Source organism: Mycobacterium sp. 852002-30065_SCH5024008, assembly GCF_001665645.1.
Classification (GTDB): Bacteria; Actinomycetota; Actinomycetes; order Mycobacteriales; family Mycobacteriaceae; genus Mycobacterium; species Mycobacterium paraffinicum.
In genome coordinates this window covers 28,934-47,410 of the sequence record NZ_LZSZ01000057.1, presented here as the reverse complement: position 1 = coordinate 47,410, position 18,477 = coordinate 28,934, and the positions used below count along the sequence as shown (strand labels likewise).

The following is an 18,477-nucleotide window of genomic DNA, read 5'->3' as shown; positions in this document are numbered from 1 at the left end:
GCGGCGGGCGTCGAACCGGGCGCCCAGTCACACCTGCCGGCCGGAATCGACCCGGCACACGCCGCCGGTCCGGGACCGGCCGCGGCCCCGCCGGCCGCGGGCGCCGAACCGGGCGCTCAGTCACACCTGCCGGCCGGAATCGACCCGGTACACGCCGCCGGTCCGGGACCGGTGGCGGCTCCGCCGGTCGCCGCGCCGCCGGCTTCCGCGCCGGGGCCGGGCACCGTCGCACCCGTCGCGGCACCCGTGCCGGCGCCTCCCGCGCCGGCCGAAGCTGCACCGGCCGCCGCTCCCGCACCCGCCGCCGCGCCGGTCGCGGCTCCGGGCTTCGGCCCGGACGCTCCGCCCACGCAGGACTTCATGTATCCCTCGATCGGCACCAATTGCCTGGCGGATGGCACCAGCGCGATCGCCACCGCGCTGTCGGTGGCGGGCCCGGCGAAGATCCCGACTCCCGGGCCGGGCCCCGGGCAGACCGCCTATGTGTTCACCGCCGTCGGCACCCCCGGGCCGGCCGAGGTGCAGAAGCTGCCGCTGAACGTCACGTGGGTGAACCTGACCACGGGCAAATCGGGAACGGTCGGGCTCAAGCCGCGCACCGACATCAACGGCGACGGGCCGACGACGCTGACCGCGATCGCCGACACCGGGTCGGGCAGCATCATGTCGACCATTTTCGGGCAGGTCACGACTAAGGAAAAACAGTGCCAGTTCATGCCCACGATCGGCTCCACGGTGGTGCCGTAGGGCCAGCACTGTTCCCTGCCCTGAGCGCGCGTGTCCCCACCGGGGGCACGCGCGCTCGGCGTTTAGCCAGACAGTTAGTACGCCATGAACAAGATCGCGTCGCGATCGTATTCGAGACCCGGATGATCGCTGGCGAGATGAGCCTGGGTCAGCTCGACCAGCTCGTCCTCATCCTTGCCGACGATGGCTTCCCCGCACGGACACGTTATGTGTGTCTTCACGTTGCCGCCCTTCCCTTCTGGTGACCTACTACTTGGCCGCCTTGGCTGCCGCCTTCATCTGCTTCTTATAGGAACGCACTTTGCCCATCGATTGGGCGTCGACGATATCGGCGACGGAGATGTGCGTGCCGGCCTTGCCGAACTGCCCGGCCGCCGCGCGCCAGCCCTTGACCGTGACGCCGTACTGCTTGCCCAACAAAGCCAGGAAAATCTGCGCCTTGACCTCGCCAAAGCCGGGTAGCCCCTTGATTCGCCGCAGCAGCTCCTCGCCGTCGGGGTCCCCGGCGGTCCACAAGCCGGTGGCATCGCCGTCATAACGGTCCACGATGATCTGGGCCAGCGTCTGGATGCGTTTGGCCATCGACCCCGGAAAGCGATGTATCGCAGGCTTTTCCGAACACAGCGCCGCGAACTTGTCGGGGTCGTACTCGGCGATCTCATGAGCACCAAAGCTGCCCATCCGGTCCGCGATCTTCTTCGGCCCCGAGAAGGCCGTCTCGAAAGGCACCTGCTGATCAAGAACCATCCCGATGAGCAGGGCCAACGGATTGTCGTCCAGCAGCGCGTCGGCCTCAGGATCTTGAGCGAGCCAAAGTTTCACCGTCAACGACCAACCTTTCCGCTGAACACCCTAAAACCGATGACCTATGTGTTGAGAGACTACCTATCAGAAAGGCGCTTACGACCAGCGAATAACCAGGGAGTTGGGTGACGTGGTGGTGGATGAGGCCCGCTTGGCACTGATGCTGGACCGCGACGAACTGCATCAACTCGTCACTGCCTACTGCCGGGCCGTCGACCGCGCCGACTATGACGCGCTTCGCGGCCTGTACCACCCGGAGGCGATCGACTCGCACGGCTCGTTCTCCGCGGGCGGCGTCGAACAGTTCATCGCCCAGCTACAGGCCGCGGAACCGTACGTGCGTGTCTCCCAACACAACATCACCACAACGAACTTCGTGATCGACGGCAACACGGCCCGCGGTGAGATCTATTGCCTGGTGTTTCACACCTTCGCCGGGCCCGACCACGACTTAGACGTCATCATCGGCGGCCGGTACCTGGACACCTACACCAAAGACGACGGCCGCTGGAAGTTCCGTGAACGCACCATCGTGGCGGACTGGGCCTACCAAAACGACCCGTCCCAAGTGAACTTCGGACACCCCAGCACCCGGGGCAGCCTGCGCGGCGAGCCCGGTCAGGCCGACCCTTCGGTCAGCCATTTCACACCGCCCGAAGGCTGACCCGCCAAAGTGCCTGCCGCGCAACGGGCGACGGTCAGCCGCTCTTGCGGCGGAATTCGCGGCGGTTCTCCACCGGGCCATGCGTGCGAGTCTGCTTACCGCCGCCACTCTTGTGGTCGGACCCGCCCGACGACTTGGCCATCTTGCGGTCGAGGGCTTCACGGAACTTGCGCTTGTTGTCGTCGTCCGATTCGGGCGCCTCGGATGACTTCGATTCAGCCATACCGGCAGCCTAGCCGGGATTGCCGCATTCGGGCGGCTACCGCACTCCGGGCGGCATGCCGTACACGTGCGAGATCGGCAGGGTCAGCAGCACCCGCCGATCGGTGACCATCGCCTCGCGGAACTCGTCCCAATCCGGGTGTTCGCCGGCGATGTTGCGGTACAAGGCAATCAACGCCTCGACGGTGTCGTCGCCGGGGGCGGCCGCGGGCGGCGTCAGCATCGCCGTGCCCTCGGCCACCGCGTACGACCACCCGTCGTCCGCGTCGACCAGGATGGACGCCCGCGGATCGCGGCGCAGGTTGCGCGTTTTGGCCCGCGGCTCGGTGATCGACACCCGCACGGCCAAGTCGCGCGGGTCGAAGTGGTAACTCACGTTCGACAACTGCGGGCGCCCGTCGCGTTTGATGGTGGCCAGCACTCCGAGAGAGTTTCCACTGATCACGGCCAGCAGCTTGTCGTCGAAGACTTGGCGTCCCATGCCGCAAAGCCTACGTTGCGCGTCCAGCAACCGGTCCCGGATCGCGTCAGCACGGGCCGCCCTGGTGAAATCGGATGATGACCAAGTACGCGGCGTTCCTGCGGGGCGTCAACGTCGGCGGCGTCAACCTCAAAATGGCCGAGGTGGCGCGCGCTTTGACCGACGCCGGATTCACTGACGTGCGCACCATCCTGGCCAGCGGCAACGTCCTGCTGGAGTCGTCCGCCGGTGCGGCGGCGGTGCGCAAGAAGGCCGAAGCCGCGCTGCGCGAGAAATTCGGCTACGACGCCTGGGTGCTGGTCTACGACCTCAAGACAGTGCGCGCCATCGTCGACGCCTACCCGTTCGAACCCGAGGTCGACGGCTACCAGTCCTACGTCACGTTCGTCGCCGACAAAGCGGCGCTCGACGAACTCGCCGCGCTCGGCGAGGCCACCGGACCGGACGAGCGGATCGGCCGCGGCGCGGGCGTCATCTATTGGCAGGTACCCAAGGGCGCCACCCTGGACAGCACGATCGGCAAGACGATGGGCAAGCCGCGCTACAAGTCGTCGACGACGACGCGCAACCTGCGCACGCTGGCGAAGGTGTTGCGTTAGGACAGCGCGCTCAGTCGTCCGGCACGTTGGTCAGGTAGCGCATCGCGTCGGACTTCGTCAGCCCCAGCGCCCGGGCCACCTCGACGTACTCCTTGGCGGCGGCCGCCATCGCGGCGTCGGTCGGGTCGAAGCGGGAGATGAAAGTGCCGAAGCGCCCACGGGTTTCGACAATCGCCGCCGACTCGAGTTCCCGATAGGCGCGGGCCACGGTGTTGGCCGCGACGCCCAGCTGGCCGGCGAGGTCGCGCACCGTCGGGAGCCGGGTTCCGGGCGGCAGCGCACCGCCCCGAACGCCGTCGATGACTTGGGTCCTGAGCTGGTCGAACAGCGGCCTGCCCGCCTTCATGTCGACCTTCAGCAAATCCCGCAGCTCCACCTCTTCAGTATGTCCCAAGCACCGCTATCTTTGTGGGATGCGAGTAGCGGTGCTGAGCGGCGCGGGGATTTCCGCGGAGAGCGGGGTGCCGACCTTCCGCGACGACAAGAACGGGTTGTGGGCCCGCTTCGATCCCTACGAGCTGTCCAGCACACAGGGGTGGCGCGACAATCCCGAGCGGGTGTGGGGCTGGTACTTGTGGCGTCACTATCTGGTGGCCGACGTCCAGCCCAACGCCGGGCACCGCGCGATCGCCGCGTGGCAAGACGGCGCCGAGGTCAGCGTCATCACCCAGAACGTCGACGACCTGCACGAGCGGGCCGGCAGCCTGCCGGTTCATCACCTGCACGGCAGCCTGTTCGAATTCCGTTGTGACCGTTGCGGTATGCCTTTCACGGGCGAGCTGCCCGCGATGCCCGAACCGATGCTGGAAGTGGAGCCGCCGGTGTGTCATTGCGGCGGCCTGATCCGGCCCGACATCGTGTGGTTCGGTGAGCCGTTGCCCGACGCGCCGTGGCAGTCCGCCGTCGAGGCGACCGAGGCCGCCGACGTGATGGTGGTCGTCGGAACCTCGGCGATCGTCTATCCGGCGGCCGGGCTGGCCGAGCTGGCGCTCTCCCGCGGCACCGCCGTCATCGAGGTCAATCCCGAGGTCACGCCGCTGTCCAGGCACGCGACGATCAGCATCCGCGAGACGGCCGGCCAGGCGTTGCCGGGGTTGCTGCAGCGGCTGCCCGCGCTGTTGAAGTAGCCGCGCGGGATTACGGCCTGCGGGCGCGGCCCAGCAGGATTTCCGACACCGGCATCGGCGCCCATGCCGGCAATGTGAACTCGCGCCGGGAGACGTCGACTTCGAATCCGGCGTCGATGATCGAGCGCTCGGTGTCGCGGTGGGTGTGGCAGTTGCCGAACAACCGGGGCCACAGCGTCGCGTCGGCGATCCGCTGGAAACTGCCCCGCGCTCCGGCGCTCGCCACGTGCTCGAGGTAGCGCAGCTCTCCGCCCGGGCGCAGCAGCGAATACAGGCGTCGCAACACGCCGCCGGGATCCCGCACGGAGCACAACACCAGCGAGCAAACCACGGCGTCGAACGGCTCGCCGCCGCTGAATCCTTCGGCCGTCTCACCCGTCACGACGACGCGGGCGGGCACCACGTCCGCCGCCGCCCGTGCCTGGGCGGCCAGCCGCGGCTCGGGCTCGACCGCGACCACCTCGTGGACCGACTCCGGGTAGTGCGGAAAGTTCGTCCCGATGCCCGCGCCGACCTCCAGCACCCGCCCCGACAACCCCGAAAGGTTCTCCCGGCGAAGGGCCCGGATCACCTCGGTTTCATGGGTGGCGACGACGGGCCAGATGCGCGCGAAGAACGGGTTGTCCACCGCCGTTGTCATACACGTCAACCTTCCGACTCGGATGAGCCTCACAATAGGGTCTTGCCGACGAACCGATCGGCGCGTCAGCCGATGTTGGACACGGGTTCCGCCAGCGGGCCGCTGTCTAGCGGCACCGGCTCGACGTATCCGTGGGCCCCTCCCTCGCTGATGCCGAACCGATCATGCAGCCAGGCCAGCGGCCTGGGCGCCCACCAATTCCACCGGCCCATCACATGCATGAACGCCGGCACCACGACCATGCGCACCAGGGTGGCGTCGGCGAACACGGCGAGCGTCAAGCCCAGGCCGAACATCCGCATGAACGAAACGTGGGCGGCGATCAGCGCCGCGAACGACATCGACATCACCAGGGCGGCCGCGGTGATCACCCGGCCGGTACGGGCGACGCCGAGCGCGACGCTCTCGTCGTTGGCGGCGTGCGCCTCCTTCGGGGTCGGCCGTCCGGGTCGAGCGGCCCCGGACGCGAGCCAGTACTCGCGGATCCGCGAGAGCAGGAACACCTCGTAGTCCATCGACAACCCGAAGGCGATGCAGAACAGCAGCACCGGCATGTTGGCGACCAGCGTCCCGCTCGGCGTGGTTCCGAGCGCGCCGAGATGCCCGTCCTGGAAGATCCACACCAGCGCACCGAAGGCCGCAGTCAGCGAAAGGATGTTGCAGGCCAGCGCCTTCGCAGGCAGCACCACGCTGCCGGTGAGCAAGAACAGCAGGACGAACGTCACGGCGGCCATCAACCCGAGCACCAGCGGAAGCCGATCGGTGACCGCGTCCACGCTGTCGCGGTTGACCTGGGCGACACCGCCCATCGCGACGGCTCGGCCGGCCGGCCCGGGCACCTCATGCAACCGCTTGAGCTGCGCGTCGTTGGCCGGCGAGAACAGCGGCGCCGCGCTGCTGACGGTCAGGAAGGCGCTGCCGTCGGCCAGACCGGTGGCCCCCGCGGGCGGTCCCGTCCGGTTCCCGCCGACAAACGTCCCGCCCGGAGCCGACACGTCCGACACGTCGGGAACCCGCGACAAGTCGGCGGCGTACCGGTCAAGGTCCGCCGGATTCAGGCCACGCGCGTCGGGAACGACGACCGGCACGGACGTGGCGGAGTCGTCCGCGAAATCGTTGCGCAGTCGGTCACCGACCTGGTGCGACGACGTCGAACGCGGCAGCACGCGGTCGTCCGGGAAGCCCCATTTCACGCCGAGGAACGGCAGCCCGAGCAGGAGCAGCAACGCAACGACGGTCAGGCCGATCGGCGCCCACCGGCGCATCACCAGCTTGCTCGACCGGTACCAGAACAGCTGCTCGACGGGCTTGTGCATCGGCTCGGGGCGCCGGAACACCCGGCGCAACAGCCGGCGCACGTCCAGCGTGTCCAGCCGGGGACCGAGCAGGACGATGGCGGCCGGCGTCAGCACGATCGAGGCGGTCGCGACGAAGGCCACGGTGGCCACGCCGGCGTAGGCGAACGACTTGAGGAAGTACATCGGGAACGCCACCGTCGCCGACATGGACAACGCCACGGTGACCGCGGAGAACAGCACCGTGCGCCCGGAGGTCGCCATGGTCCGGATCAGCGCCTCTTCCCGGTCGCTGCCCTCGGCCAGCTCGTCGCGGTAGCGGCTGACGATCAGCAGTGTGTAGTCGATGGCCAGCGCCAGGCCCAGCGCGGTGCTCAGGTTGAGCGCGAAGATCGACACTTCGGTGCTGAACGTGATCAGCCGCAACACCGTCATCGAACCGACGACGGCCAGCGCGCCCAGCGCCATCGGCAACGCCGCCGCCAGCAGCCCGCCGAACACCCAGATAAGGATCAGGAAGCTCAGCGGGAGCGCGATCATCTCCATCACCAGCAGATCGGCCTGGTTCTGCGTGTTGATCTGGGCGTACTGCATCGCCGCGCCGCCGGCGCTGACGGTCACGCCGTCACGGTCGTGGATGAACTGGTCCGCGATGGTCTGGGCGTTGGTCTGCGCGTAGTTCTCGCCGCCCTTGAGGTTGACCACGAGCAGGCCCGACTTGCCGTCGCGGCTGATCAGGTCGCCGGCCGCCTCAGGCGGGACCGTCCACGGCGACGACACGTTGTAAACCAACGGTGACTTCTGCAGCTGGTTGGCCAGGTCGGTCCCCACGGTGCGGGCCTGTTCGCTGTTGGTGCCCCCGGGCGCTGTCACCAGGATCAGCATCTGCTGACCGCTCTGCCCGAACTTGTCGGTCAACACCTCGATCGCGTGGGCGGACTCCGAGTGCGGATCCTGGAAGCCCCCGGGCGACAGGCTCTTGGCGACGGGGATGCCGAAGATCGCGGCGGCGATGAAGACCAGGACACCTATTGCAATGATGCGGCGTGGCGCCGCGATGGCCAATCGGGCGATCCCCTGCAGCATGTCGAGCCCTTCCGCCGCCGGTGCTGATCGCGCTGGCCGCTGGCGTACCCGCGACAACGTAACAAACGCTAGTTTCCACGCGTCAAACAGATTCCTTTTAAGCACGGACGACGGCGGCGGCCGCGCGGTTCAATGCGGGCGTTTTTAAACCGCCGCGACAGTAAGAGTCCGGCCAGAAAAATGTGTGCCAACTAAGCAGGTCACCGGCCTAAACGCCGCGGTCGGCCGCTTACAACCTACCGAGCGGTAAATTGCCACGGTTTTCCGAATCGTGACTCAAAGATTCCTTAATGGTGGCCCATACGCTCAGTGTCATGTGGATCGACGACACAAGTGCCGACGTCATCAAGGTTGACTTCGAAGCCCTCTACCACGGCGACGTCCTGGTGGAAGGCGAGACCTCGGAGCAGTTCGACGAACTGCAAGCGGCGAGCTGAGGTCCGACCATGAGCATGCTCGCACGCCTGTTAATGGCCGAACCCGCCGTCAGTCGATGGTTCCGTCGATAAGTTCTTGCTCCGTTACGAAAGCCCCCCGCTCGTCGCGGGGGGCTTTCGTGTTTGGAGACCTCAGCGAGGCGCCATGCGGATGGCGCCGTCCAGGCGGATGACCTCGCCGTTGAGCATCGGGTTTTCGATGATGTGCACCGCGAGCGCGCCGTACTCGTCGGGATCGCCGAGCCGGGCCGGGTGCGGAACCTGCTTGCCCAGCGACTTCTGCGCCTCCTCGGGCAGCGAACCCAGCAACGGGGTCTTGAACAACCCCGGCGCGATGGTCACCACGCGGATGAGCTCGCGCGACAGGTCGCGCGCGATCGGCAGCGTCATCCCGACCACGCCGCCCTTGGACGCCGAGTAGGCGGCCTGGCCGATCTGGCCCTCAAACGCGGCGACCGAGGCGGTGTTGATGATCACGCCACGCTCTTCCCCGACCGGTTCCGTTTTCGCGATGCGCTCGGCGGCCAGCCGCAGCACGTTGAACGTCCCGATCAGGTTGACCCCGACCACCTTCTTGAACGCGTCCAGCGGAAACGGGCCGTCCTTGGACAGCGTCTTGACCGCGTTGCCGATGCCGGCGCAGTTGACGTTGATGCGCACCGGGCCCAGCGACTCGGCGGTGTCCAGCGCCTTGCCGACAGCGTCCTCGTCGGTGACGTCGGCCTGCACGAAGCGGGCGCGCTCGCCGAGCTCTTGGACCGCCTCTTCGCCCCGCAGGTCGATCACAACCACCTGCGCCCCGGCGTCCAGCAGCCGCTTGGTGGTGGCCAAGCCCAGGCCCGAGGCGCCCCCGGTGACGACGGCTACGGCGTCCTTGATTTCCATTCGAGTCCTTCCTTGAGTCCAGCCAACCAGTTGGTTGGCGACTATACCCAGTCGTTAAGCACGGCTTCGACGTCGGCCAGCGGGGCGGCCGGAGGGCGGGGCACGTCGGGCGTGGTGCGGGAGAACCGCGGGGCAGGCAACGGCTGCAAACCACCCTCAACTTCGTAGAACGTGTTCCGCTCGGTGATGTGCGGCTCGGTGTGCACCTCTCCGAACGCCAGCACCGGTGTCACGCACGCGTCGGAATCGGCGAACACCTTCGCCCAGTGGTCACGGTCGTGAGCGGCGAAGGCCGCCGTCAGCGCCGCGCGCAGCTCGGGCCAGCGACTCACGTCGTTCTGCGCCGGCAGGCTGGCGGCGTCCAGGCCCAGCCCGGCGAGCATGGCCGCGTAGAACTGCGGCTCGATGGCGCCCACGGCGACGTAGCGCCCGTCGGCGCACTCGTAGGTGTCGTAATAGGGCGCGCCGCCGTCGAGCATGTTGGTGCCGCGCACGTCCGACCACATGCCCAGCCCCCGCATCGCCCACATCATCTGGATCAGCACGCTGGAACCGTCGACCATCGCGGCGTCGATCACCTGACCCTTGCCGGAGTTCTGCCGCTCCCACAGCGCGGACAGGATGCCGACCAACAAGAACATCGAGCCGCCGCCGAAGTCGCCGACCAGGTTCAGCGGCGGCACCGGCCGCTCGTCCGCCCGCCCGATGGCGTGCAGGATCCCGTTGAGGGAGATGTAGTTGATGTCGTGGCCCGCTTGCTGACTGCGCGGGCCGGACTGTCCCCAGCCCGTCATGCGGGCGTAGATCAGCCGCTCGTTCACCTCGGCGCACTGCTCGGGCCCGAGGCCGAGCCGCTCGGTGACGCCGGGGCGGAAGCCCTCGATCAACACGTCGGCTTTGGCGACGAGCTTGAACACGACGGCACGTCCCTCGTCGGACTTGAGGTCGACGGTCACCACGCGCCGGTTGCGCAGCATGGCGTCCTTGGCGACACCGCCGGGACCGGTCGATGGCCGATCGATGCGCACCACGTCGGCGCCCAGATCCCCCAAGATCATCGCCGCGTGCGGACCCGGCCCGATGCCGGCCAACTCGACGACCCGAAGTCCCTTCAGCGGTCCAGCCACGACCCACCGACCTTTCGTCTGCTCTGACGCCCGTTGTTGTTGGCATCTTCGCAGCCGCCCGCGGCGGGCGCGCAGCCCGGTCACTTAGGGTGAGCCCATGGCGCAATCCGCGATCGACACCCTGACCCCCGTCGCAGGCCTTTCCGTCACGCTGTCCGACGGCGTGTTGGCGGTGACCATCGACCGCCCGGACAGCCTCAATTCGCTGACCGTGCCGGTGATTACCGGCATCGCCGACGCGATGGAACGCGCGGCGAGCAACCCGGAGGTGAAGGTAGTGCGCCTCGGCGGCGCGGGCCGCGGCTTCTGCTCCGGAGCTGGGATCAGCGCCGACGACGTGTCCGACACCGGGCTCTCGCCCGACGAGATCGTCCTGGAGATCAACCGGCTGATCCGGGCGATCGCCGCGGTTCCGCACCCGGTGGTCGCCGTGGTCCAGGGACCGGCGGCCGGCGTCGGGGTTTCGCTGGCGCTGGCGTGCGACATCGTATTGGCTTCGGAGAGCGCCTTTTTCATGCTCGCCTTCACCAAGATCGGCCTGATGCCCGACGGCGGTGCTTCCGCGCTGATCGCCGCGGCCGTCGGCCGCATCCGGGCGATGCAGATGGCGCTGCTGCCCGAACGGCTGCCTGCCGCCGAGGCGCTGTCCTGGGGGCTGGTCAGCGCCGTCTACCCCGCCGACCAATTCGAGGCCGAGGTGGACAAGGTGATCGCCCGGCTGTTGGCGGGACCGGTCGCGGCGTTCGGCAAGACCAAGCTCGCCATCAACGCGGCCACGCTCCCCCAGTTGGATCCGGCTTTGCAGCGTGAGTACGAGGGGCAGGCCGTGCTGCTGCGATCGCACGACTTCGTCGAGGGCGCAACCGCTTTCCAGCAGCGCCGCACGCCGGACTTCACCGACCGCTGAGCCTGTGGTGCTTACCGGTGGCCCAAGCCGGTAATCCTCCCCCGCGTCGGGTCCGAATAATTCGAAGACGACGAACGGAGAACCCATGGCTGGACAGGTGAGCTGCCTGGTAACCGGGGCGACCGGCTACATCGGCGCCCGGCTGGTGCCGCGACTGCTCGACGAGGGCCACCAGGTGCGCGCCCTGGCGCGCAACCCTGCCAAGTTGGCGGACGTGCCGTGGCGGCAGCAGGCTGAGGTCGCGCGCGGCGACCTGGGCGACGTCGATTCGCTGGTCGCGGCGTTCGACGGGATCGACGTCGTCTACTACCTCGTTCATTCGATGGGAACGGCGAAGGATTTCACGGACGAGGAGACGCGGGCGGTCCGCAATGTCGTGACCGCGGCCCGGCAAACCGGCGTGCGGCGGATCGTGTATCTGAGCGGGCTGCATCCCGAGGGTCGCAAGCTCTCGCCACACCTCGAGTCGCGGACGGCCGTGGGCGACGCGCTCATCGCCTCGGGCATCGAAACCGTCGTGCTGCAGGCGGGTGTCGTCGTCGGCTCGGGATCGGCCTCATTCGAAATGATCCGGCACCTCACCGACCGGCTGCCGGTGATGACCACTCCGAAGTGGGTGCACAACAAGATCCAGCCAATCGCCGTGCGCGACGTGCTGTATTACCTGGTCGCCGCGGCTACGGCGGCGGTGCCCTCGTCGCGTACCTGGGACATCGGCGGGCCCGACGTGTTGGAGTACGGCGACATGATGCGGGTCTACGCCGAGGTCGCGGGCCTGGGCAAGCGGTATCTGATTGTGCTGCCGTTCTTGACGCCCACGATCGCCAGCCTCTGGGTCGGGACGGTGACGCCGATCCCGCCCGGTCTGGCGCGCCCCCTGATCGAGTCGCTGGAGTGCGACGCGGTGATGCGCAACCACGACATCGACAGTGTCATCGGGCCCCCGCCGGGCGGCCTGACCGCCTACCACCGGGCCGTCGAGTTGGCGCTGAGCCGTGCCGCGCGCGGCGTCCCGGAACCCTCGTGGTCGTCGTTGCGGACCGAACCGGCCGAGGCGCTGCCCACGGATCCCGATTGGGCGGGCGAGATCGTCTACACCGACGCGCGCACCGAGGAAACTGCCGCTGAACCCGCCGACGTCTGGGCGGCGGCGGAGGATGCCGTGAACGCGCGGGCGGCCGGCTGGAAGGTCGAGGAACGCGCGGCGGGCACGCTGTTGCGGCTGCGCTCAACCAAGCGAGCGCCGGGACGGGAATGGCTCGAGATCACGGTCATGCCGCAAGAGGGCCACGGCAGTCGCTACACCCAGCGGTCCATCTTCCTGCCGAGAGGCATCCCGGGCCGGGTGTACTGGTTCTTCGTGCGGCCGGCGCACGCGGCCGCCATGCGCGCGCTGGCCCGCGAAGTGGTCGGTTCGGTCCGATAACGGCGTCAGACGCCGAACATCGGGGGCAGCACGAGCACCATGATCAGCCCCCACACCAAGTGGGTGAGCATCGGCGCCAGGACACCCCCGGTCGCCCGGCGCTCGAACGCGCACACCGTGCCCAAGATGACCGCGGCGAAACCGAGCATGGGGTTGCCGCTGGCCAGCGTCGCGGCCGTGTAGAGGACGGTCGAAATCACGATGGGATGGTAGCGACCCAGTGCGGTGTAGAGCGCGCCGCGGAAGAACACCTCCTCGGCGACGCCGTTGACAAGCGTGATCGCCACGATCACCGGATACCACCCGTGGTGGGCGTATTCCAGTACCCGGGTTATCAACTCCGCCACCGGCGTGATCTCGCGAGCGATCAGTCCGCCGATGACGAACACGCCGCCCAGCAGGAGACCGATGGTCGTCCCGGTGATGACCGGCCTTTGATTGCGGCCGCGCCAGCAGATGCCGCCCAGGTGCAGCGGGCCGGAGATGAACCCGCCGGCGAGCCACACCCCCGCCAGCGCCAGGGTCAGCCAGTAGAAGCTCGAATCCCCCGGATGGCGCCGTAGCGAAAACCCGAGTACCCCGGCGCCGACAACCACCGTGATGGCGACGATGACGCGCCGGCGTCGAACGACGGCCGGCGATTCGTGATGGGGCACAGCGACGTTGGTGAGGGCGCGCCACCACTCGGACAGCGTGCCTGTGCTGGACTGGGCGGTTGACTGACTCATGCGGGATGCACCTTCGGGGTCAGGGCGATCAGCAGATCAAGGCCGGTGCGAAGCGCTCCGGCGAGCGGGCCGGGGACCATGCTCACCAGCCCCAGAGCCGGCCGCACGATGGGCGGGGTGACCCGCCGGGCGACGTGGCGGATGCGCCGCACGTCACCACCGGCCCACGCGGGATCGGTGTCGGCGAGGTGATGGGGATCGGCCAGGGCGTTGACCGGGGATGGACGATTCGACTGATCGGCCAAGGTTAGGGCAATGGCGTCGTCGACACCGAGCAGGCCACCGGGCGGGTCCGGCACCCGACCGCGTACGTCGCCCTTCGACGCCACCATCGGGTGGTCCAGCGATTCGACCAGATCACCGGCCAACCCGGGCGGCACCGGCAGGGCGACGCCGGTGATCAGCGACGCCAGGCCCGTGTCGACCCTGCCGACCGGCAACCCGGCGTGCCACCTGCCGGAGATGCGCGTATACGTCTTGAGCAACTCGCGGTAGGACACGGTGTCCGGGCCGCAGATGTCATACGCCCCGGCCGGCACCAGGTCGGAGTCGGCGGCGGCGACGAGGTAATGCAGGACGTCACGGATCGAGATCGGGTCGATCGGGTTGTCCATCCAGCTCGGCATGGGAATGAGCGGAAAACGGTCGCCCACGTAGCGCATCATCTCGAACGAGGTCGAGCCGGCACCGATGATCATCGCCGCGCCCAGCCACACCAGCCCCGGGCCGCCCGGGACGGTAAGGGCCTCGGCCACTTCGGCCCGGCTCGTCAGGTGCTCGGACAACACCTCGCCGGCGGGCACGAATCCGCCCAGGTAGACGATCCGGCGCACACCGGCGTCCCGAGCCGCCGCGGCCAGGTTGGCGGCCGCGGCCTTGTCGGCGTCGCGGAAGCCCGGCTGCCCGATGGCGTGCACCAGGTAATACACCACGTCAACGGGTCCGGCGTCGGCAAACGCGGCTCGGGTCGACGCGGGGTCCGCGGCGTCGAGGGTCACCGGTGTGACTTCACCGTGCCATCCGAACCGCCTGAGGCGCTCGGGTTCTCGGGTGGCCGCCAGGACCTGGTGCCCGTCCGCCAGCAGCGCCGTGACCAGCCGAGATCCGACGTAGCCCGTGGCACCGGTGACCAGGATCCGCATACCGTCGACACTAGCGGGCGGAGACCGCCCGGGGGTGGCGGGCGTCACGCCTCGGTGGCTTTCGGCCCGGAATTTTGCACTGGCATTACGCTCGCTAGGTTGAACCCGCGCGGCGGCGGCACCGTAGACCCGGTAGTCGTCAATAGATAGTGGAGACATGTATTACCTGCTGGTCCTGGCGGTCGGCATCGAGCGCGTCGTCGAGCTGGTGCTGTCCAAGCGGAACGCGCAGTGGTCGTTTGCCCAGGGCGCCAAGGAATTTGGCCGACCGCACTATCCGGTGATGGTGCTCATCCACACCGGGCTGCTGGTCGGCTGCGTTCTCGAGCCGTGGGCGCTGCACCGGCCGTTCATCGCCTGGCTTGGTTGGCCGATGCTGGCGGTGGTGGCGCTCAGCCAGGGCCTGCGCTGGTGGTGCATCGCCACGCTGGGGCGGCGGTGGAACACCCGCGTGATCGTGCTGCCGCAGGCCCCGCTGGTGCGCCAGGGTCCCTACCGGTGGCTGCACCATCCGAACTATGTTGCAGTGGTGGCTGAGGGGTTGGCGCTGCCGTTGGTGCACACGGCGTGGCTGACCGCGGCCGTTTTCACCCTGGCGAACGCGGCGCTGCTGAGGGTGCGGCTGCAGGTCGAGAACTCCGCGCTGGGCTACACGTGACCGACTACGACACCGACCTGTTGATTGTCGGCGGCGGCCCGGGCGGCCTGGCCACGGCGTTACACGCACGCCGCCAAGGACTTTCGGTGATCGTCGCCGACCCGCGCGAGGGTCCCATCGACAAGGCGTGCGGCGAGGGCCTGATGCCCGGCGGGCTGGCCGAGCTGAAGTCCCTCGGGGTCGACCCGGTCGGCATGCCCTTCCATGGCATCGCGTACGTCAGCGAACACCGCCGGGCGCAGGCGCGGTTTCGCAACGGGCCGGGACGGGGGGTGCGGCGCACGACGTTGCACGCGGCACTGGCCGCGCGCGCCAAAGAGCAAGACGCCGAATGGATTCGGACGCGGGTGACCACCGTGCAGCAGGACGCCCACGGGGTGACGGCCGCCGGTGTCCGCGCGAAATGGTTGGTGGCGGCCGACGGACTGCATTCTCAGGTCAGGCGGTCCGTCGGAATCACGGCGACGGCGGGGACGCCGCGGCGCTACGGCGTCCGTTGGCATTACCGGGTGCCGGCGTGGTCGGAATTCGTCGAAGTGCACTGGTCGCGCTGGGGCGAGGCATACGTGACCCCGGTGGAACCGGACCTCGTTGGCGTGGCGATCTTGTCGCGGGGCCGGCCCGACCTCGCCTGGTTCCCCCGGCTGGCCGGGCAGTTGCAGGGCGCCGGCCGCGGCGATGCGCGTGGGTGCGGGCCGTTGCGGCAGGTGGTCTCCCGCCGCGTCGCGGGACGGGTGCTCCTGGTCGGTGACGCGGCGGGGTACGAGGACGCGCTGACCGGCGAGGGTATCAGCCTGGCGGTCAAGCAAGCGGCGGCGGCGGTCGCCGCCATCGTCGACGAGAAACCGTCATCGTATGAGCTTGCGTGGCAACGGATTACCCGAAGCTACCGGTTACTTACCCGCGGCCTGGTGTTGGCTAGCACCCCACCGCTCACACGCCGTGCCATCGTGCCGGCGTGCACGCTGCTGCCCGGCGCGTTCCAGCGCGGGGTGAATGTCCTCGCGACCTGAGCTAGCGCGCCTTCCAGACCGGCTCGCGCTTCTCGGCGAAAGCGAGCGGCCCCTCCTTGGCGTCTTCGGACCGCAGCAGGACGCCCATTTCTTTCATGGTGCGCTGCCATCCCGCTTCCTCGTCGGTGACGACCCCGTCGTCGACGCCGTAGGCGATGCGCTTGCTGGCCTGCACGGACAGCGGCGCGTTGACGGTCACCCGGGCGGCCAGGGCCAACGCGGCTTCCAGCACCGTGCCCTCCTCGACCACCTGGTTGATCAGCCCCCATTCGAAGGCGTCGGAGGCGGCGATCGGCTCGCCGGTCAGCAGCAGCTCCATTCCCACCTTGCGCGGCAGCTGCTGCACGATCCTGAACACGCCGCCCGCGGCCGCAATCAGCCCGCGTTTCACCTCCGGCAGGCCGAATTTTGCCCGCTCGTCTGCCACCACCAGGTCACTGGCCAGGGCCAGCTCGGTGCCCCCACCCAGGGCGGTGCCGTTGACCGCCGCGATGGTGGGCTTGTCGATGAAGTGGCGTACGTAACCCGCGAACCCCCACTCGCCGTGCTCGGGGTGATACAGGTTCTCCCGGCGCGAGATCGCCTTGAGATCGGCGCCGGCGCAGAACGACTTGTCGCCGGCGCCGGTGATCACCACGGCCCGCACCTCGGGGTCGTGTTGCGCCGCATCGAGCGCGTCCCCGACACCGATGCTGACGGCTCCGTTGACCGCGTTGCGGGCCTCGGGCCGGTTGATGGTGATCACCATGACGTTGCCGCGTCGTTCGGCCAGCACCGCCGGTTGGTCGCTGGCAGCGTCCGTCACAACAGCTCCACGATGGTGGCGTTGGCCTGGCCACCACCTTCGCACATCGTCTGCAGGCCGTAGCGAATTCCCTTGTCGCGCATGTGGTAGAGCAGCGTGGTCATCAACCGCGCACCCGAGCCGCCCAGCGGGTGGCCCAGCGCGATGGCGCCGCCGTTGGGGTTGAGTTTCTTCTCATCGGCCCCAATGTCTTTCAGCCACGCCAGCGGGACGGGCGCGAACGCCTCGTTGACCTCGTAGGCCCCGATGTCGCCGATCGAGAGGCCGGACTTCTTGAGCGCCTTCTGCGTCGCCGGGATGGGCGCGGTCAGCATGATCACCGGGTCGGCGCCGGCCAGTACCGCGGTGTGCACCTTGGCGATCGGTGTAAGGCCCAGTTCCTTGGCCTTCTCTGCCGACATGAACAGGAGTGCGGCCGAACCGTCGGTGATTTGCGAGGAGTTGCCGGCATGGATCACCCCGTCCTCCTTGAACGCCGGCTTCAGCGACGCCATCTTCTCCATCGGGGTGCCGCGGCGGATACCCTCGTCCTTGAGGACGACGTTGCCATCCTGATCCTTGATGCCGACGATCTGGTCGTCGAACGCGCCGGAATCCTGTGCGGCAGCGGCCTTTTCGTGTGATCCCAGCGAGAATTCGTCGAGCGCGGTGCGGTCGAAGCCCCACTGCTCGGCGATCATTTCGGCACCGAGGCCCTGGTTGGGCGTCTTGTGGTAGCGGTCCTTGAAGGCCTGCGGGTAGGGGTTGCCGCCACCGGCCAGCGACGAACCCATGGGGGTGCGCGACATCGACTCGACACCGCCGGCGACGACGACGTCGTAGTGTCCGGCGACCACGCCCGCCGCGGCGAAGTGGATGGACTGCTGGCTCGACCCGCATTGGCGGTCGACAGTCACGCCCGGCACGGTCTCGGGCCAACCGGCGGCCAGCAGCGCGGTGCGGCCGATGTCGAGGGCCTGCTCACCTGCCTGCATGACGCAGCCCCAGATGACGTCGTCGACGATTCCCGGGTCGATACCGGCCTTGTCGACCAGCCCGTTGAGGACCTGCGCGGACAGGTCGGCCGGGTGCACCCCCGACAGGCCTCCGTTGCGCTTCCCGAGCGGTGAGCGGACGGCCTCGACGATGACGGCTTCAGCCATGGTTGTGTCTCCTTTGACGCTAGGACCTCAGGTATTGGTGAGTCTTTGCGTCGATTGTCAACCAACGCGTTGGGAGGGCGCGGGGCGGGGTGGGTTTGGCGGTCTTCCGATGACAGCTCTTCGGCGGTGCATATCGCGACGGTCATGTTCAGTTCATGTTTCCGGAGACTTCGGCGCCGTAGGGTGCCCGGACGTGAGCACCCCTTCACCCGGCCCCGGCTGGTGGCTGGCATCGGACGACAAGTGGTATCCCCGGCAGTGGGAAAGCACCTTCGTTGCGTACACGAACGAGTCCCTGCAAGCGGTGCTGGAGGAGGCGAACCGGCTAACGCAGGCCTACGGAGAACAGGGCTGGGAGATCGTCGGGTCGTCGGTGCAACGCACCCAAGTTGCCCACGGTTTCAAGGACTATGACAAAGGCGGGGAACACTATTTCGAGTGGAGCATCGTCTGCACCTTGAAACGGCCTGTCGGGCCCCGCTGACCACCCACGCACGCCGAGATTGCCGCCATGGTCGCGGCCGAGCGAAAACCACAGCCAT

General features: G+C 68.3%; 23 protein-coding genes. 10 read left to right on the top strand and 13 right to left on the bottom strand.

What is annotated here, in order from left to right:
• On the top strand, positions 1-747 hold a 747-nt coding region (locus A5781_RS06375; protein WP_067202866.1), incomplete at its 5' end, for a hypothetical protein.
• Positions 748-821: 74 nt separating this feature from the next.
• Here A5781_RS06375 and A5781_RS06370 read toward each other — a convergent pair.
• A complete protein-coding gene (locus tag A5781_RS06370) occupies positions 822-968 on the bottom strand; it encodes a DUF1059 domain-containing protein (protein WP_066951537.1) in 147 nt (48 codons plus the stop codon).
• Between the two features lie 28 nt (positions 969-996).
• The gene (locus A5781_RS06365) at positions 997-1,569 is read right to left on the bottom strand and encodes an HhH-GPD-type base excision DNA repair protein (RefSeq protein ID WP_067202863.1); all 573 of its coding nucleotides are present in this window, start codon (positions 1,567-1,569) and stop codon (positions 997-999) included.
• A 112-nt stretch (positions 1,570-1,681) separates the two neighbouring features.
• Between A5781_RS06365 and A5781_RS06360 the strand changes: the two genes are divergently transcribed.
• Positions 1,682-2,215 (top strand): nuclear transport factor 2 family protein, encoded by a 534-nt coding sequence (locus tag A5781_RS06360; RefSeq protein WP_067202860.1) that lies wholly within the window; start codon positions 1,682-1,684, stop codon positions 2,213-2,215.
• Between the two features lie 34 nt (positions 2,216-2,249).
• Here A5781_RS06360 and A5781_RS06355 read toward each other — a convergent pair whose 3' ends face one another.
• Positions 2,250-2,438, bottom strand: a complete 189-nt coding sequence (locus A5781_RS06355; RefSeq protein ID WP_067202857.1) for a DUF5302 domain-containing protein — start codon at positions 2,436-2,438, stop codon at positions 2,250-2,252.
• 36 nt (positions 2,439-2,474) lie between these two features.
• Positions 2,475-2,918 (bottom strand): PPOX class F420-dependent oxidoreductase, encoded by a 444-nt coding sequence (locus tag A5781_RS06350; protein ID WP_067202854.1) that lies wholly within the window; start codon positions 2,916-2,918, stop codon positions 2,475-2,477.
• A 77-nt stretch (positions 2,919-2,995) separates the two neighbouring features.
• Between A5781_RS06350 and A5781_RS06345 the strand changes: the two genes are divergently transcribed.
• A complete protein-coding gene (locus tag A5781_RS06345) occupies positions 2,996-3,517 on the top strand; it encodes a DUF1697 domain-containing protein (RefSeq protein WP_067202882.1) in 522 nt (173 codons plus the stop codon).
• Between the two features lie 10 nt (positions 3,518-3,527).
• Here the strand turns inward: A5781_RS06345 and A5781_RS06340 are convergent, their stop codons facing one another.
• Positions 3,528-3,893: a GntR family transcriptional regulator gene (locus tag A5781_RS06340; protein ID WP_067202851.1), complete on the bottom strand. Its 366-nt coding sequence runs from the start codon at positions 3,891-3,893 to the stop codon at positions 3,528-3,530.
• 37 nt (positions 3,894-3,930) lie between these two features.
• Between A5781_RS06340 and A5781_RS06335 the strand changes: the two genes are divergently transcribed.
• Positions 3,931-4,644, top strand: coding sequence for an NAD-dependent deacylase (locus tag A5781_RS06335; RefSeq protein WP_067202848.1), 714 nt, complete (start codon positions 3,931-3,933; stop codon positions 4,642-4,644).
• 10 nt (positions 4,645-4,654) lie between these two features.
• Here the strand turns inward: A5781_RS06335 and A5781_RS06330 are convergent, their stop codons facing one another.
• Positions 4,655-5,284 (bottom strand): class I SAM-dependent methyltransferase, encoded by a 630-nt coding sequence (locus tag A5781_RS06330; RefSeq protein ID WP_067202845.1) that lies wholly within the window; start codon positions 5,282-5,284, stop codon positions 4,655-4,657.
• 65 nt (positions 5,285-5,349) lie between these two features.
• Positions 5,350-7,665, bottom strand: coding sequence for an MMPL family transporter (locus tag A5781_RS06325; protein ID WP_067202842.1), 2,316 nt, complete (start codon positions 7,663-7,665; stop codon positions 5,350-5,352).
• A gap of 314 nt (positions 7,666-7,979) precedes the next feature.
• On the opposite strand from A5781_RS06325, the gene A5781_RS26420 reads away from it, so the two are divergent.
• Positions 7,980-8,102, top strand: a complete 123-nt coding sequence (locus A5781_RS26420) for a hypothetical protein (protein ID WP_003878506.1) — start codon at positions 7,980-7,982, stop codon at positions 8,100-8,102.
• A gap of 132 nt (positions 8,103-8,234) precedes the next feature.
• Here the strand turns inward: A5781_RS26420 and A5781_RS06320 are convergent, their stop codons facing one another.
• Together A5781_RS06320 and A5781_RS06315 are read right to left on the bottom strand one after the other, a co-directional pair.
• Positions 8,235-8,987 carry a 3-hydroxyacyl-CoA dehydrogenase gene (locus A5781_RS06320; RefSeq protein ID WP_067202839.1) on the bottom strand — a complete coding sequence of 251 codons (753 nt, stop codon included), beginning with the start codon at positions 8,985-8,987 and terminating at the stop codon, positions 8,235-8,237.
• Positions 8,988-9,028: 41 nt separating this feature from the next.
• Positions 9,029-10,114, bottom strand: coding sequence for a CaiB/BaiF CoA-transferase family protein (locus tag A5781_RS06315; protein WP_067202836.1), 1,086 nt, complete (start codon positions 10,112-10,114; stop codon positions 9,029-9,031).
• A 97-nt stretch (positions 10,115-10,211) separates the two neighbouring features.
• Between A5781_RS06315 and A5781_RS06310 the strand changes: the two genes are divergently transcribed.
• Positions 10,212-11,021: an enoyl-CoA hydratase gene (locus tag A5781_RS06310; protein WP_067202833.1), complete on the top strand. Its 810-nt coding sequence runs from the start codon at positions 10,212-10,214 to the stop codon at positions 11,019-11,021.
• Positions 11,022-11,106: 85 nt separating this feature from the next.
• Complete coding sequence (locus A5781_RS06305; RefSeq protein WP_067202830.1) at positions 11,107-12,447, top strand: DUF2867 domain-containing protein; 1,341 nt, start codon at positions 11,107-11,109, stop codon at positions 12,445-12,447.
• A 5-nt stretch (positions 12,448-12,452) separates the two neighbouring features.
• Here the strand turns inward: A5781_RS06305 and A5781_RS06300 are convergent, their stop codons facing one another.
• Both A5781_RS06300 and A5781_RS06295 read right to left on the bottom strand, forming a co-directional pair.
• A complete protein-coding gene (locus tag A5781_RS06300) occupies positions 12,453-13,175 on the bottom strand; it encodes a CPBP family intramembrane glutamic endopeptidase (protein ID WP_067202827.1) in 723 nt (240 codons plus the stop codon).
• On the bottom strand, positions 13,172-14,317 hold the full coding sequence (locus A5781_RS06295; RefSeq protein WP_067202824.1) for an NAD(P)H-binding protein: 1,146 nt from the start codon (positions 14,315-14,317) through the stop codon (positions 13,172-13,174). The genes A5781_RS06300 and A5781_RS06295 overlap by 4 nt, the downstream gene beginning before the upstream one ends.
• 157 nt (positions 14,318-14,474) lie before the next feature.
• Here A5781_RS06295 and A5781_RS06290 point away from each other — a divergent pair, with 157 nt between their 5' ends.
• Together A5781_RS06290 and A5781_RS06285 are read left to right on the top strand one after the other, a co-directional pair.
• A complete protein-coding gene (locus A5781_RS06290) occupies positions 14,475-14,975 on the top strand; it encodes an isoprenylcysteine carboxyl methyltransferase family protein (protein ID WP_067202821.1) in 501 nt (166 codons plus the stop codon).
• Positions 14,972-15,988, top strand: a complete 1,017-nt coding sequence (locus A5781_RS06285) for an NAD(P)/FAD-dependent oxidoreductase (RefSeq protein ID WP_067202818.1) — start codon at positions 14,972-14,974, stop codon at positions 15,986-15,988. Before A5781_RS06290 ends, A5781_RS06285 begins: the two co-directional genes overlap by 4 nt.
• A 1-nt stretch (position 15,989) precedes the next feature.
• Here the strand turns inward: A5781_RS06285 and A5781_RS06280 are convergent, their stop codons facing one another.
• Together A5781_RS06280 and A5781_RS06275 are read right to left on the bottom strand one after the other, a co-directional pair.
• Positions 15,990-16,793, bottom strand: coding sequence for a crotonase/enoyl-CoA hydratase family protein (locus A5781_RS06280; RefSeq protein WP_082939228.1), 804 nt, complete (start codon positions 16,791-16,793; stop codon positions 15,990-15,992).
• Positions 16,790-17,935 carry a thiolase family protein gene (locus tag A5781_RS06275; RefSeq protein WP_067202812.1) on the bottom strand — a complete coding sequence of 382 codons (1,146 nt, stop codon included), beginning with the start codon at positions 17,933-17,935 and terminating at the stop codon, positions 16,790-16,792. The genes A5781_RS06280 and A5781_RS06275 overlap by 4 nt, the downstream gene beginning before the upstream one ends.
• Before the next feature lie 193 nt (positions 17,936-18,128).
• Between A5781_RS06275 and A5781_RS06270 the strand changes: the two genes are divergently transcribed.
• Positions 18,129-18,419, top strand: a complete 291-nt coding sequence (locus A5781_RS06270; protein ID WP_067202809.1) for a hypothetical protein — start codon at positions 18,129-18,131, stop codon at positions 18,417-18,419.
• Positions 18,420-18,477: the final 58 nt, after the last annotated feature.

Coding starts and splice junctions, on each gene's coding strand:
- A5781_RS06330 (WP_067202845.1), bottom strand. CDS start 5,284: ATGACAACGGCGGTGGACAACCCGTTCTTCGCGCGCATCTGGCCCGTC.
- A5781_RS06345 (WP_067202882.1), top strand. CDS start 2,996: ATGACCAAGTACGCGGCGTTCCTGCGGGGCGTCAACGTCGGCGGCGTC.
- A5781_RS06320 (WP_067202839.1), bottom strand. CDS start 8,987: ATGGAAATCAAGGACGCCGTAGCCGTCGTCACCGGGGGCGCCTCGGGC.
- A5781_RS06275 (WP_067202812.1), bottom strand. CDS start 17,935: ATGGCTGAAGCCGTCATCGTCGAGGCCGTCCGCTCACCGCTCGGGAAG.
- A5781_RS06325 (WP_067202842.1), bottom strand. CDS start 7,665: ATGCTGCAGGGGATCGCCCGATTGGCCATCGCGGCGCCACGCCGCATC.
- A5781_RS06300 (WP_067202827.1), bottom strand. CDS start 13,175: ATGAGTCAGTCAACCGCCCAGTCCAGCACAGGCACGCTGTCCGAGTGG.
- A5781_RS06335 (WP_067202848.1), top strand. CDS start 3,931: ATGCGAGTAGCGGTGCTGAGCGGCGCGGGGATTTCCGCGGAGAGCGGG.
- A5781_RS26420 (WP_003878506.1), top strand. CDS start 7,980: ATGTGGATCGACGACACAAGTGCCGACGTCATCAAGGTTGACTTCGAA.
- A5781_RS06305 (WP_067202830.1), top strand. CDS start 11,107: ATGGCTGGACAGGTGAGCTGCCTGGTAACCGGGGCGACCGGCTACATC.
- A5781_RS06310 (WP_067202833.1), top strand. CDS start 10,212: ATGGCGCAATCCGCGATCGACACCCTGACCCCCGTCGCAGGCCTTTCC.
- A5781_RS06350 (WP_067202854.1), bottom strand. CDS start 2,918: ATGGGACGCCAAGTCTTCGACGACAAGCTGCTGGCCGTGATCAGTGGA.
- A5781_RS06295 (WP_067202824.1), bottom strand. CDS start 14,317: ATGCGGATCCTGGTCACCGGTGCCACGGGCTACGTCGGATCTCGGCTG.
- A5781_RS06290 (WP_067202821.1), top strand. CDS start 14,475: ATGTATTACCTGCTGGTCCTGGCGGTCGGCATCGAGCGCGTCGTCGAG.
- A5781_RS06355 (WP_067202857.1), bottom strand. CDS start 2,438: ATGGCTGAATCGAAGTCATCCGAGGCGCCCGAATCGGACGACGACAAC.